This is a genomic window from Streptococcus mitis, from assembly GCF_009496205.1.
Classification (GTDB): Bacteria; Bacillota; Bacilli; order Lactobacillales; family Streptococcaceae; genus Streptococcus; species Streptococcus mitis_BN.
The window spans coordinates 13,348-27,383 of record NZ_WIJO01000025.1 but is presented as its reverse complement, the minus strand read 5'-3'; the positions used below and the strand labels follow the sequence as shown (position 1 = coordinate 27,383).

The following is a 14,036-nucleotide window of genomic DNA, read 5'->3' as shown; positions in this document are numbered from 1 at the left end:
AGCTTCTCTAAGCTATATCCTTGTTTTCTAAGTTCATAGATCTGAACTTTATCATCATAAGTTAATTTCATAATAAAAACACCCCAAAAGTTAGATTTTTTCTGTCTAACTTTTGGGGTGCAGTTCATACATTCAAACTGGCGTTTTATTTTTTAGGATTTTGATGAGTCAAGTTCAGTCCCCAAGGAACAAGATTTTCAGTTTTATTTTGGATGCGTGTGATATTATCCTTATGACGAATGATAATCAAACTAGCAAGTGCTAGGATAATAGCGATGAAGAAAGGGTCATAGTGATTCAGGATAAAACCAAAAAGTGGAAAGAGTAGAACTCCGATGACAGCCGCGATAGATGCTGTGACACTAGATAGTGAAATCATACTACCAAGATAAAGAGTTCCAAAGAAAACAACTGCAAGGTAGAGACAGAAGATAGGCGCAAATCCGAAAATCACCCCAGCACTGGTTGCGACAGCCTTACCACCCTTAAATCCTGCAAAGATAGGAAAGGTATGGCCAATAACAGCCAAAAGTCCAAAGATGAGGGACGAAACGCCTTGTAGATGAAAAATAATCGGAAGAAGTGTTGCTAGGGTTCCTTTGAAAAAGTCAATCACAAAGGTTGCCATACCAGCTTTCTTGCCTAAAATGCGGAAGGTATTGGTCGTTCCAGTATTTCCAGAACCGTGTTCACGAAGATTTGTCTGAAAGAAAATTTGTCCAATCCAGAGACCAGACGGAATCGAACCCAGCAGATAGGCTAGGATTAATAAAACTATTGTAATCATACTCCTATTATATCATGAAATGAAGAAGAAAGGCAGAGAATCTCTTCTGAAATTGTCACAGCGGAGAAAGAAAAATTTTGCAAAATCCTTGGAAAACCTGTAGAATAGTAAAGATGAACGAATAGGAGGTTCCTTGTGTCAAAAAAGGAAATCAATATTAACAATTATAACGATGATGCCATTCAGGTGCTAGAAGGGTTGGATGCGGTCCGAAAACGTCCAGGGATGTATATCGGATCGACTGATGGGGCAGGTCTCCACCACCTCGTCTGGGAAATCGTGGATAATGCAGTCGATGAGGCCTTGTCTGGATTTGGTGACCGTATTGATGTGACCATTAATAAAGACGGTAGTTTAACGGTTCAAGACCATGGTCGTGGGATGCCGACGGGTATGCACGCTATGGGAATTCCAACTGTTGAGGTTATCTTTACCATCCTTCATGCAGGAGGGAAATTCGGTCAAGGAGGATACAAGACATCAGGTGGACTTCACGGGGTGGGTTCTTCCGTTGTTAATGCCCTATCTAGTTGGCTGGAAGTTGAAATTACCCGTGATGGGGCAATCTATAAGCAACGTTTTGAAAATGGTGGCAAACCTGTCACGACCTTGAAGAAAATTGGTACAGCGCCCAAGTCTAAAACAGGTACCAAGGTTACTTTTATGCCTGATGCGACGATCTTCTCTACGACAGATTTCAAGTACAATACCATCTCAGAGCGTCTTAATGAATCAGCCTTTCTCTTGAAAAATGTGACCTTGTCTTTGACGGACAAGCGTACAGATGAAGCGATTGAATTCCACTATGAAAATGGGGTACAAGACTTTGTTTCTTATCTGAATGAAGACAAGGAAACCTTGACACCAGTTCTTTACTTTGAAGGGGAAGACAATGGTTTCCAAGTGGAAGTGGCCCTCCAGTACAATGACGGATTTTCAGATAACATTCTATCCTTTGTCAATAACGTTCGCACCAAGGACGGTGGAACGCACGAGACAGGACTCAAGTCTGCCATTACCAAGGTTATGAATGACTATGCGCGTAAGACTGGGCTTCTCAAGGAAAAAGATAAAAACCTTGAAGGGTCAGACTATCGTGAAGGACTAGCAGCCGTTCTTTCTATCTTGGTCCCTGAAGAACATTTGCAGTTTGAGGGTCAGACCAAGGACAAGCTAGGAAGCCCTCTTGCTCGTCCCATTGTGGATGGCATTGTGGCTGATAAGTTGACCTTTTTCCTTATGGAAAATGGTGAATTGGCTTCTAACCTCATCCGCAAGGCTATTAAGGCCCGTGATGCTCGTGAAGCAGCACGTAGGGCGCGTGATGAGAGCCGAAATGGTAAGAAAAATAAAAAGGATAAGGGCTTGTTGTCTGGGAAATTGACCCCAGCCCAGTCTAAGAATCCGGCTAAGAATGAACTCTATCTAGTCGAGGGGGATTCTGCCGGAGGTTCTGCCAAACAAGGCCGTGACCGCAAGTTCCAGGCAATATTGCCTCTTCGTGGTAAGGTTATCAATACAGCCAAAGCCAAGATGGCGGATATCCTCAAAAATGAAGAAATCAACACCATGATTTATACTATTGGTGCAGGTGTGGGAGCAGACTTCTCTATTGAAGATGTCAACTATGACAAGATCATTATCATGACTGATGCAGACACCGACGGTGCCCACATTCAGACTTTACTCTTGACATTTTTCTACCGCTACATGCGTCCGCTAGTTGAGACAGGACATGTTTATATCGCCCTTCCGCCTCTTTACAAGATGTCCAAAGGCAAAGGTAAGAAAGAAGAAGTGGCCTACGCTTGGACGGACGGAGAGCTAGAAGAACTCCGCAAGCAGTTTGGTAAAGGTGCTACCCTCCAACGCTATAAAGGTCTCGGTGAGATGAATGCGGACCAGCTCTGGGAAACAACTATGAACCCAGAAACGCGTACCCTTATCCGTGTCACCATTGAAGACCTAGCACGCGCCGAACGTCGCGTCAATGTTCTCATGGGAGACAAGGTCGAACCACGCCGTAAGTGGATTGAGGATAATGTCAAGTTTACGCTAGAAGAAGCGACAGTGTTTTAAAATTAGGAAAGGATTTAAATATTATGAGACTAGAATTTTCATTTAAAGATGTTCCGCAGGATGAGTTGAAAGAACCTAGAAAAATAGATTTATCTAAAAATACTGTTATTTATGGAAATAACGGCCGAGGAAAAACTAGAATATTAACTGCGATTGATAATTTGCATAAGATTGCAAGTATTGAATTTCAAAGTAAGATTTTTAATTTAGTAGAAGAATTGAATTTATCTACTTTAAAAATTGATGGAAAAGATTTTACAGAATTCTCTCTACCAAAGAATAATATATTAGGTAGTAAATACTTAACCAAATATGTTAAATCTATAGAGTTTGCATTAAATGATTTGTATTCAGTACTTAGAGAATTAAGTGGGATTTCATTTGTTTTTCAAGAGCTGTTAAGTCGTCATTTAGATGAATTGAGATCATTATTACAAATCGCGGAAAATGGGAGAGGAAATTGGAGGCAAATTAATAATTTGACAAAAGTGGATCGGATATTCAGGACATGTAGTTTAACATTAAAGAAACTAAGGAATGATATCCCGCACGGTTTTTATACTTCTACTAATGGGTTCGCAGATGAAAGAGATATTTTTTTGTTTATTCGAGAAGCATTGACTATTAATGAATATTTATTGAGAACTTTAGAGGATGCTCATTATAGAGAGTTAGAAGAAAATAATGAGAAAGTAGAGTCTATTAAGGCGTTTCAAAAAGAACTTGAAGATTCATTAAAGAGTAATGATACTTGTTATATATCACCTGATACTAATTTAGAGGTTATAATGAATAGAATTGATGAAAACATCAAAAAAAACATAGAGAAGTATGGGTTTACTTTTTTTGAAAAGAAAGATATAGCTAAAAAAACTCGTGAAAGTGTAATCAGTAAAATTAATGAAATCCTAGATAATATTATTATTACTAACAAATTATTATCAACCGGCTATGGAGGATTGGAGATTATAATTCAATCTGGTAGAGTTAAAGTCAAAAAGAATTCGGAAGTTATAGATTGTGAGAAACTTTCTTCAGGAGAAAAGAGGATAATAAAACTATTTCTATCTGTTGTATTCGAGAAAGCAGATATTTATCTAATTGATGAGCCAGAAGTATCTTTATCATTAAACTTTCAATCAAAACTTATTAATGACTTAGTATATTTGTGCGAAAGAAAAGGCAATAGAATTATTTTAGCAACTCATGCACCATACATTTTTAAAGACTGTATTGCTAATGATTTTGAAAGGTTAGAGCTATGACAGAGTTATCGGTTTCTAACTTAAATGTTGCAGAATTAAATCACTTAGCTGAAGAAATGTTGCCTTCCACTGATAAAAAAATATTTTTTGAAGGAAAAATAAATAAAAAATATTACCAAAAAATAGAATTATTTAGAAAATATACATTGGATAATGGTGGCCCTTGTTCAAATATAAAAAAATTGTCTCTCAAAACAGTAAATTCTATGGAGTAGTAGATGGTGATTTTTTTAGTGAAAACTTAGATAGAATTTATCAGATAGATTTTTATAGTATAGAAAATATTGTCTTGATTTATCATGGTATTTTAGATTTATACCTATCATCTCTTATAGAGATTTTAAAGAATTACTTTAAAAGTGAGAAAAAGATTAGGCACAGACTAATATTAACTAAGGACTCTAACCAATGTTTTGTATTAGAAAAAGAATTAAAAATCAATTCACAATTTTATGATTATATTGATGAAAAGATAATTGATGAAAAAACTTTTCTTAAATATATGGATTTGAAAAAAATTGTAGGCTCTTATATGGGTATTTTAAAACAGAATTCTGATATCTCTATAGAATGTAGAAATGCAGCAAAAGATTATATTCCAACTTGTAATGAAATTAAAATTGATGACCTTTTTTCAATTTCGGTGGCGGAAAGAGTAACTTTAGATTTATAAAAGCGAAGTTTATATTTTTACTTATAATTAAAGGGAATTTTTATATGTTTTACAATTAACTGATATGGAGATAAATTATCTTTAACTTGTAGATAATACTTTTTATATGGTCATGCTAAAGTTCTTTTAACCAGATATTAAAAGAGTATTATTTGAATGGAGTGTTAATCTTAAGAAACTGGTAGTTATCTTTTTTGCTAGCTTTAATTTATGTGAATCAGTATACTGATTATTTTATGTATATTTGGTATTCAAGATGAATCTAAGAAGTTATGGTTATAGTCTTTTGCTATTTAAGAAAGACTTGTTAGTAGTTTATCACTCTATAATAATTAAACCAATTCGAATAGCAGATTTTTTCTGGGAAATAAGTTGAAACTTAAAGTGGCATTTAGTAGGAGAGTTGAGGATTTAGACATATAAGGATAATAATACTCAAGCGAGTCTGAATTTTACGTTTAAGTAAAATGTTGTGTAATATGTTAATTATTTTAAAGTCATATCCGAATAACTTAATTAAAAAATTATGAAATAAATATAAAATTTTAAAAAAATTTCATAAAGAGTAAATAACGCTAGAAAGTAGGATTTTTCGTTATGTCATATATAAAATCAATAATCTCAACTGAAAAGCTAGGTTTTCCATGAGAACTGACAAGGAAATGCTTGGACTGATTTTACAAATAGCTAAAAAGATACAGGTTGATGCTGTGGCTCTATCTGGTTCACGAACTGATACAAAAGCACCAAAAGACGAGTTTCAAGACTATGATGTTGTTTATGTCGTGGACGACTTAGATAATTTGACGAGTGACCTTGCTTGGTTAGACCAGTTTGGCACACGTATCATTGAGCAACATAATCTCCTAGGCAACCGTCGTCTCTATCTCATGCTATTTGAAGATGGCAATCGGATTGATTTAACCCTCTGCCCCAAAGACCAAATTCAAGAGTGGGTAGAAAACGAAGCGGATTTCACGGTACTAGAGGATCCTAAGGGTTTGTTTGAGTCTTATTCTCCCAGGCCAGAACGTTTCTGGATACATCCAGCTAGTGAGATGGATTTTGAAAAAACCTGTAATGAATTTTGGTGGGTGTCAGCTTACGTGGTTAAAGGAATTTGTCGCAAGCAAGTCATCTATGCAACTGACCATCTCTACGGTATTTGCCAGCAAGAACTCTTGAAAATCTTAGCTTGGCAGGTAGCAAGAGATAGAGGAGCAGTCGACATCGGTAAGAACTACAAGCATCTCTTTAACTACTTGCCTTCTGAGAAGGAGAAGGAATTCTCAAATCTACTTGATTTCTCGAGTTTAGACAAAATCATTCAGTCTTTATTGGCTACGATGCAAATTTTTCATCAAGAAGCTCAAAGTCTTTCCCAAAAGATGGGCTTTGACTATGATAGGGAAGTAGCTGAGAAGATGATCGGGTATGCTGAGCAGAGACTTCTTAATCGCTGACTAATTTAAAAGATTAAACTACAGCAAGGATAGTTTGGTTATTTATAGTAACTGAACACCTTTGTCTATAAAAAACTACTCTACATTCTTTGAAAGGAGTTGAACACGCCCTAAATACTGGGTGAAAAAGATAAATTCTCTTGAGAGCATCGCTCCCTGCAAGAATTTCCTATTTTCACTTTTCATTTTACGGGCTTTGTATCCTATATGAGTAATATCCAAAATATGTCCTTAGAGGACATCATGGGAGAGCGCTTTGGTCGCTACTCCAAGTACATTATTCAAGACCGGGCCTTGCCAGATATTCGTGATGGCTTGAAGCCGGTTCAGCGTCGTATTCTTTATTCTATGAATAAGGATGGCAATACTTTTGACAAGAGTTACCGCAAGTCGGCCAAGTCTGTTGGGAATATCATGGGGAATTTCCACCCGCACGGTGACAGTTCTATCTATGATGCCATGGTTCGTATGTCACAGGACTGGAAAAATCGTGAGATTCTAGTTGAAATGCACGGTAATAACGGTTCTATGGACGGTGATCCGCCTGCGGCTATGCGTTATACTGAGGCGCGTTTGTCTGAGATTGCAGGCTATCTTCTTCAGGATATCGATAAAAAGACCGTTCCTTTTGCTTGGAACTTTGATGATACCGAGAAAGAACCTACTGTCTTACCAGCAGCCTTTCCCAACCTTTTAGTCAATGGTTCGACTGGGATTTCGGCTGGTTATGCCACAGACATTCCTCCCCATAATTTGGCTGAGGTCATTGATGCTGCAGTTTACATGATTGACCACCCAACGGCCAAAGTTGAAAAACTCATGGAATTCTTGCCTGGTCCAGACTTCCCGACTGGAGGGATTATTCAGGGGCGTGATGAAATCAAGAAGGCCTATGAAACTGGGAAGGGGCGCGTGGTTGTTCGTTCCAAGACTGAGATTGAAAAGCTAAAAGGTGGTAAGGAACAAATCGTTATTACTGAGATTCCCTATGAGATTAATAAGGCCAATCTAGTCAAGAAAATCGATGATGTTCGTGTCAATAACAAGGTGGCTGGGATTGCTGAGGTTCGTGATGAGTCTGACCGTGATGGTCTACGTATTGCTATTGAGCTAAAAAAAGATGCCAATACGGAGCTTGTTCTTAATTATCTTTTCAAATACACAGACCTGCAAATCAACTACAACTTTAACATGGTGGCGATTGACAATTTCACACCTTGTCAGGTCGGTATTGTCCCAATCTTGTCTAGCTATATTGCCCACCGTCGTGAAGTGATTTTGGCGCGTTCCCGCTTTGACAAGGAAAAGGCTGAGAAACGTCTCCATATCGTCGAAGGTTTGATTCGCGTCATCTCCATCTTGGACGAGGTCATTGCGCTTATCCGTGCTTCTGAGAATAAGGCTGACGCTAAGGAAAATCTTAAGGTAAGCTATGATTTTACGGAAGAACAGGCTGAGGCTATCGTTACCTTGCAACTGTACCGTTTGACCAATACAGACGTAGTTGTCTTGCAAGAAGAAGAAGCAGAACTTCGTGAAAAGATTGCCATGCTGGCGGCTATTATCGGGGATGAGCGGACTATGTACAATCTCATGAAGAAAGAACTTCGTGAGGTTAAGAAGAGGTTTGCGACTCCGCGTTTGAGTTCTCTAGAAGACACTGCGAAAGCAATTGAGATTGATACAGCTAGTCTGATCGCTGAGGAAGATACCTACGTCAGCGTGACCAAGGCAGGTTATATCAAGCGTACCAGCCCACGTTCCTTTGCGGCTTCCACTCTGGAAGAAATTGGCAAACGTGATGATGATCGTCTGATTTTTGTACAAGCTGTCAAGACAACCCAGCATCTCTTGATATTCACGACTCTTGGAAATGTCATTTATCGACCAATCCATGAATTGGCAGACATTCGTTGGAAGGATATCGGTGAGCATCTGAGCCAAACCATTACAAACTTTGAAACGAACGAAGAAATCCTCTATGTGGAAGTCGTGGATCAGTTTGATGATGCGACAACCTACTTTGCTGCGACTCGTCTCGGTCAAATCAAGCGTGTAGAACGCAAAGAATTCTCTCCATGGCGGACCTATAAATCTAAGTCTGTCAAGTATGCTAAGCTCAAAGACGAGGCAGACCAGATTGTAGCAGTGGCTCCGATTAAACTGGATGATGTTCTCTTGATTAGCCAAAATGGTTATGCCCTTCGTTTCAATATCGAAGAGGTACCAGTTGTCGGTGCTAAGGCTGCAGGTGTCAAAGCTATGAACCTGAAAGCAGATGATGTCCTTCAATCAGCCTTTATCTGTAACACCTCATCCTTCTACCTCTTGACCCAACGTGGTAGTTTAAAACGTGTTTCTATTGACGAAATTCCGGCAACAAGTCGTGCCAAACGTGGCTTACAAGTCTTACGTGAGTTGAAAAACAAACCGCATCGTGTCTTCTTGGCAGGAGCGGTTGCAGAACAAGGCTTTATTGGTGATCTCTTCAGTACAGATGTGGAAGAGAACGACCAAACTCTGCTTGTTCAATCCAACAAAGGAACAATCTATCAAAGTCGATTGCAAGACTTGAACTTGTCAGAACGCACTAGCAACGGAAGCTTCATTTCTGATACGATTTCAGATGAAGAAGTTTTTGACGCTTATCTTAAAGAAGTATTTACGGAAGCTAAATAAGTGAAATGAAGAATCAGTTCTAAGAGCTGGTTCTTTTTATTGAAGAAATTTTCTGAAAATTACAAAATATACTTGCTATTTTAGAAAAATAGTGTAGAATAAAAGAAATAGGTTTTTAGAATAAGGAGTGGAATATGACAGTAACGATTGATTGGGAAAATCTCGGTTTTTCCTATATGAAATTACCTTATCGCTATATTGCTCATTTTAAAAATGGACAATGGAATCAAGGAGAGCTTACAGAGGATGCAACTTTGCATATTTCAGAGTCTTCTCCAAGTCTTCACTATGGTCAACAAGCATTTGAAGGTTTGAAAGCTTATCGTACTAAGGATGGCAGTGTTCAACTGTTCCGTCCTGATGAAAACGCCAAACGTCTGCAACGTACATGTGACCGTCTCTTGATGCCACAAGTTCCGACAGAAATGTTTGTAGAAGCTTGTAAGGCAGTTGTTCGTGCGAATGAAGAATATGTACCTCCATACGGAACAGGTGGAACCCTTTATCTTCGTCCTCTTTTGATTGGTGTCGGAGATATTATTGGGGTTAAACCAGCAGAAGAGTATATTTTCACCATCTTTGCCATGCCAGTTGGTAATTACTTTAAAGGCGGTTTGGTTCCAACCAACTTCTTGATTCAGGATGAATACGACCGTGCAGCGCCAAATGGTACAGGTGCAGCTAAAGTTGGTGGGAACTATGCTGCCAGTCTCTTGCCAGGGAAATTGGCCAAGTCACGTCATTTCTCAGATGTTATCTATTTAGACCCATCAACTCATACAAAGATTGAAGAAGTCGGATCAGCTAACTTCTTTGGAATTACAGCTGATAATGAATTTGTAACACCATTGAGTCCATCTATCTTGCCATCTATTACCAAGTACTCTTTGCTTTACTTGGCAGAACATCGCTTGGGCTTAACTCCTATTGAGGGGGATGTCCCGATTGATAACCTTGACCGTTTTGTAGAGGCAGGTGCCTGTGGTACAGCAGCGGTTATTTCTCCAATTGGTGGAATTCAGCACGGTGATGATTTCCATGTGTTCTATAGCGAAACAGAAGTAGGTCCTGTGACTCGTAAATTATATGATGAATTGACAGGAATTCAGTTTGGCGATATTGAAGCGCCAGAAGGTTGGATTGTAAAAGTAGATTAAAATAAACTAAAGGAGATTTTTTATGAAATCGAAAAAGTGGCTCTTAACAGCAGGAGTGGTCCTGAGCACAACAGCTCTTTTAGTAGCTTGTGGAAAAGCTGATAAAGAAGCAGATGCACCGACAACATTTTCATATGTCTATGCAGTAGATCCAGCATCTTTGGACTATAGTATAGCGACTCGTACATCTACAACAGATGTCATCGGGAACGTGGTTGATGGTTTGATGGAAAATGACCAATACGGAAATGTTATTCCTTCCTTGGCTGAAGATTGGTCTGTGTCAAAAGATGGTTTGACTTATACCTACAAACTTCGTAAAGGAGTTAAATGGTACACTTCTGAAGGTGAAGAATATGCAGAAGTAACAGCCCATGACTTTGTGACAGGACTAAAACACGTAGCTGACGGTAAGTCAGACGGTGTCTCTCTCATCCAAAATTCAATCAAGGGCTTGGATGCCTACATGACTGGTGAGACCAATGATTTCTCTACAGTTGGTGTTAAGGCCTTGGACGATTATACAGTTGAATATACCCTAAACAAACCAGAAAGCTTCTGGAACTCTAAAGTCACCACAGCAACGATGTTGCCTGTAAATGAAGAGTTTTTGAAGGCATCAGGTAAAGATTATGGAGCAGTTACTCCAGCAGGGATTCTTTACAATGGTCCTTATATCTTGAAGACCTTGACTTCTAAATCGTTGATCGAATACGAGAAAAACCCAAATTACTGGGATAAAGAAAAGGTAAAAATTGAAAAGGTCAAATTGACTTACTACGATGGTTCTGATCAGGAATCGTTGATTCGTAGCTTCTCTTCAGGTGCCTATACGACAGCCCGTCTCTTCCCAAGTAGCTCAAACTTTGCTTCAACTTTGGAACAATACGGAGATAAAATCACTTATAGCCCACAGGACTCAAGTAGTTATTACTTCACCTTTAACGTAAATCGTCAATCATATAATAAAACTGCGAAAACAAGTGAAGAGCAAAAGACTTCTACTAAAGAAGCTATGCTTAATAAGGACTTCCGTCAGGCTATCAACTTTGCCTTCAACCGCCATTCTTATGCTGCCCAGCTAAATGGTGAAGACGGTGCGGACAAGATTATTCGTAACAGCCTCGTTCCTGACAACTTTGTACAAGCAGGTGGTAAAAACTTTGGTCAAATCGCTCAAGCAGAGTTGGTGAACTATGGTGACCAATGGAAAGATGTTGAGCTAGTTGACGGTAAGGATTCTATCTACAATCCTGACAAGGCTAAAGCTGCTTTCGAAAAAGCTAAGAAAGACTTGGAATCTAAAGGGGTAACATTCCCAATTCACTTGGATGTCCCAGTTGAACAAACAGATACCATCGCTGTTCAACAAAGCAACTCTTTCAAACAGTCTATTGAATCAACTCTTGGTGCTGAAAATGTTGTTATCGACGTTCTTCAAATGACAGATAATGAAAAGGAAACAATCACTTCTCAAGCGCGTGTTCCTTCTCAAAAAGATTATGATTTGAACAGTACAGGATGGGCTCCAAGCTATCAAGACCCAGCATCTTACTTGAATATCATGGATCCTAAATCAGGTTCTGCTATGAAACACCTTGGTATTACTAAAGGGAAAGATAAGGATGTTGTAGCTAAACTTGGTTTGGACCAATATAAGAAATTATTGGATGATGCAGATTCAGAAACTACAAATCTTGAAGAACGCTATGAAAAATATGCCAAGGCTCAAGCTTGGTTGACAGATAGTTCATTATTGATGCCAACAGCCTCATCTGGTGGTTCTCCAGTTGTAAGTAATGTCGTGCCATTCTCAAAACCATACTCACAAGTTGGTATTAAGGGTGACCCATATATCTTTAAAGGAATGAAATTGCAAAAAGATATTGTTACAACAAAAGAATATGAAGAAGCACTGAAAAAATGGCAAAAAGAAAAATTGGAATCAAATGGTAAGTACCAAAAAGAACTAGAAAAACACATTAAATAATGCGGAAAACTCTATATCGGACAAGCCCGATATAGAGTTTTTTCTTGCTAGTTTTGGGATTTTCTTGTAAAATAGAAAAAGTGAAGAGAGGTATGAAATGAGTAAGAAAGATAAAAAAATTGAAATTCAAGTAGCAGATGCCAAGGTTAATGTAGGAAAAGACAGTTTTGAAGGCTATACCTTGACCATTGGTAAAAAAGTTATCGGAGAAATTGCCGAATTAGATGGACAATTTGCCATTATAAAGAATGGGAATGTCGATAGTTTTTATAAAAAATTGGAAAAAGCTGTGGAAATTTTGATTGAAAATTATAATTTAGCAAAATAAGTCTTGTTTTTTTGAAATTTTCATGATATAATGGTTCATGTTGATTGTAGGAGAGATAGCGAAGAGGTTAAACGCGGCGGACTGTAAATCCGCTCCTTCGGGTTCGGGGGTTCGAATCCCTCTCTCTCCATTTCATCAATGGGGTATAGCCAAGCGGTAAGGCAAGGGACTTTGACTCCCTCATGCGTTGGTTCGAATCCAGCTACCCCAGTTCTTAGGTAATAATCAAGATAAAAATCAAAATATCTTAGGGTATTTTATTTTTATAATTGAAAGACGTGAACGATATGAACATGTCCTTGCGGGTGCTTAGGAAAAAAATTATAAGTATGTCAAGTTTAAGAAGAACTTGATTGTTGGAGGATTTTTTAGATGAACGAATTTGAAGATTTGCTAAATAGCGTTAGCCAAGTTGAGACTGGTGATGTTGTTAGTGCTGAAGTATTGACAGTTGATGCGACTCAAGCTAACGTTGCAATCTCTGGAACTGGTGTTGAAGGTGTCTTGACTCTTCGCGAATTGACAAACGATCGCGATGCAGATATCAATGACTTTGTGAAAGTAGGAGAAGTATTGGATGTTCTTGTACTTCGTCAAGTAGTTGGTAAAGATACTGATACAGTTACATACCTTGTATCTAAAAAACGCCTTGAAGCTCGCAAAGCATGGGACAAACTTGTTGGTCGCGAAGAAGAAGTTGTTACTGTTAAAGGAACTCGTGCCGTTAAAGGTGGACTTTCAGTAGAATTTGAAGGTGTTCGTGGATTTATCCCAGCTTCAATGTTGGATACTCGTTTTGTACGTAACACTGAGCGTTTTGTAGGTCAAGAATTTGATGCTAAAATCAAAGAAGTTGACGCTAAAGAAAACCGCTTCATCCTTTCACGTCGTGAAGTTGTTGAAGCAGCTACAGCAGCAGCTCGCGCTGAAGTATTCGGTAAATTGGCTGTTGGTGATGTAGTAACTGGTAAAGTTGCACGTATCACAAGTTTCGGTGCTTTCATCGACCTTGGTGGTGTTGACGGATTGGTTCACTTGACTGAATTGTCACATGAACGTAACGTATCACCAAAATCAGTTGTAACTGTTGGTGAAGAAATTGAAGTGAAAATCCTTGATCTTAACGAAGAAGAAGGACGCGTATCACTTTCACTTAAAGCAACAACACCTGGACCATGGGATGGCGTTGAGCAAAAATTGGCTAAAGGTGATGTAGTAGAAGGAACAGTTAAACGTTTGACTGACTTCGGTGCATTTGTTGAAGTGTTGCCAGGTATCGATGGACTTGTTCACGTATCACAAATTTCACACAAACGTATTGAAAATCCAAAAGAAGCTCTTAAAGTTGGTCAAGAAGTTCAAGTTAAAGTTCTTGAAGTTAACGCAGATGCAGAGCGCGTATCACTTTCTATCAAAGCTCTTGAAGAGCGTCCAGCTCAAGAAGAAGGACAAAAAGAAGAAAAACGTGCTGCTCGTCCACGTCGTCCAAAACGTCAAGAAAAACGTGATTTCGAACTTCCAGAAACACAAACAGGATTCTCAATGGCTGACTTGTTCGGTGATATCGAACTTTAATCAAATTGAAAATTCACAAAATCCTTTGTTTACTAAACAA

At 38.5% G+C, this 14,036-nt stretch carries 11 protein-coding genes, 2 tRNA genes and 1 pseudogene; 12 read left to right on the top strand and 2 right to left on the bottom strand.

From position 1 onward, the window contains the following. Positions 1-71, bottom strand: a pseudogene (locus GEZ85_RS05680) (transposase); the annotation flags it as partial. A 74-nt stretch (positions 72-145) separates the two neighbouring features. Beyond that, positions 146-787 (bottom strand): glycerol-3-phosphate 1-O-acyltransferase PlsY, encoded by a 642-nt coding sequence (gene plsY, locus GEZ85_RS05675; protein WP_153210190.1) that lies wholly within the window; start codon positions 785-787, stop codon positions 146-148. Positions 788-922: 135 nt separating this feature from the next. Here plsY and parE point away from each other — a divergent pair, with 135 nt between their 5' ends. The 12 genes from parE (at position 923) to rpsA (ending at position 13,996) form a co-directional block, all read left to right on the top strand. Next, positions 923-2,866: a DNA topoisomerase IV subunit B gene (gene parE, locus GEZ85_RS05670; RefSeq protein WP_265475715.1), complete on the top strand. Its 1,944-nt coding sequence runs from the start codon at positions 923-925 to the stop codon at positions 2,864-2,866. Between the two features lie 23 nt (positions 2,867-2,889). Beyond that, the gene (locus GEZ85_RS05665) at positions 2,890-4,131 is read left to right on the top strand and encodes an AAA family ATPase (RefSeq protein ID WP_153210189.1); all 1,242 of its coding nucleotides are present in this window, start codon (positions 2,890-2,892) and stop codon (positions 4,129-4,131) included. Then, positions 4,128-4,346 carry a hypothetical protein gene (locus GEZ85_RS10335; RefSeq protein ID WP_228112755.1) on the top strand — a complete coding sequence of 73 codons (219 nt, stop codon included), beginning with the start codon at positions 4,128-4,130 and terminating at the stop codon, positions 4,344-4,346. Before GEZ85_RS05665 ends, GEZ85_RS10335 begins: the two co-directional genes overlap by 4 nt. Beyond that, positions 4,295-4,804, top strand: coding sequence for a hypothetical protein (locus GEZ85_RS05660; protein WP_228113627.1), 510 nt, complete (start codon positions 4,295-4,297; stop codon positions 4,802-4,804). Before GEZ85_RS10335 ends, GEZ85_RS05660 begins: the two co-directional genes overlap by 52 nt. A 644-nt stretch (positions 4,805-5,448) precedes the next feature. Beyond that, the gene (locus GEZ85_RS05655) at positions 5,449-6,267 is read left to right on the top strand and encodes an aminoglycoside 6-adenylyltransferase (RefSeq protein ID WP_153209791.1); all 819 of its coding nucleotides are present in this window, start codon (positions 5,449-5,451) and stop codon (positions 6,265-6,267) included. Positions 6,268-6,474: 207 nt separating this feature from the next. After that, the gene (gene parC / locus GEZ85_RS05650) at positions 6,475-8,946 is read left to right on the top strand and encodes a DNA topoisomerase IV subunit A (RefSeq protein ID WP_153209792.1); all 2,472 of its coding nucleotides are present in this window, start codon (positions 6,475-6,477) and stop codon (positions 8,944-8,946) included. Between the two features lie 134 nt (positions 8,947-9,080). Further along, positions 9,081-10,103 carry a branched-chain amino acid aminotransferase gene (locus tag GEZ85_RS05645; RefSeq protein WP_033681953.1) on the top strand — a complete coding sequence of 341 codons (1,023 nt, stop codon included), beginning with the start codon at positions 9,081-9,083 and terminating at the stop codon, positions 10,101-10,103. Between the two features lie 22 nt (positions 10,104-10,125). After that, the gene (locus GEZ85_RS05640) at positions 10,126-12,093 is read left to right on the top strand and encodes a peptide ABC transporter substrate-binding protein (protein ID WP_000837410.1); all 1,968 of its coding nucleotides are present in this window, start codon (positions 10,126-10,128) and stop codon (positions 12,091-12,093) included. Positions 12,094-12,190: 97 nt separating this feature from the next. After that, positions 12,191-12,421, top strand: a complete 231-nt coding sequence (locus tag GEZ85_RS05635) for a DUF2969 domain-containing protein (protein ID WP_000037113.1) — start codon at positions 12,191-12,193, stop codon at positions 12,419-12,421. Between the two features lie 49 nt (positions 12,422-12,470). Continuing rightward, positions 12,471-12,551: transfer RNA gene (locus tag GEZ85_RS05630), tRNA-Tyr, on the top strand. A gap of 9 nt (positions 12,552-12,560) precedes the next feature. Continuing rightward, positions 12,561-12,632: transfer RNA gene (locus GEZ85_RS05625), tRNA-Gln, on the top strand. 161 nt (positions 12,633-12,793) lie between these two features. After that, positions 12,794-13,996, top strand: a complete 1,203-nt coding sequence (gene rpsA / locus GEZ85_RS05620) for a 30S ribosomal protein S1 (RefSeq protein WP_001001631.1) — start codon at positions 12,794-12,796, stop codon at positions 13,994-13,996. Positions 13,997-14,036: the final 40 nt, after the last annotated feature.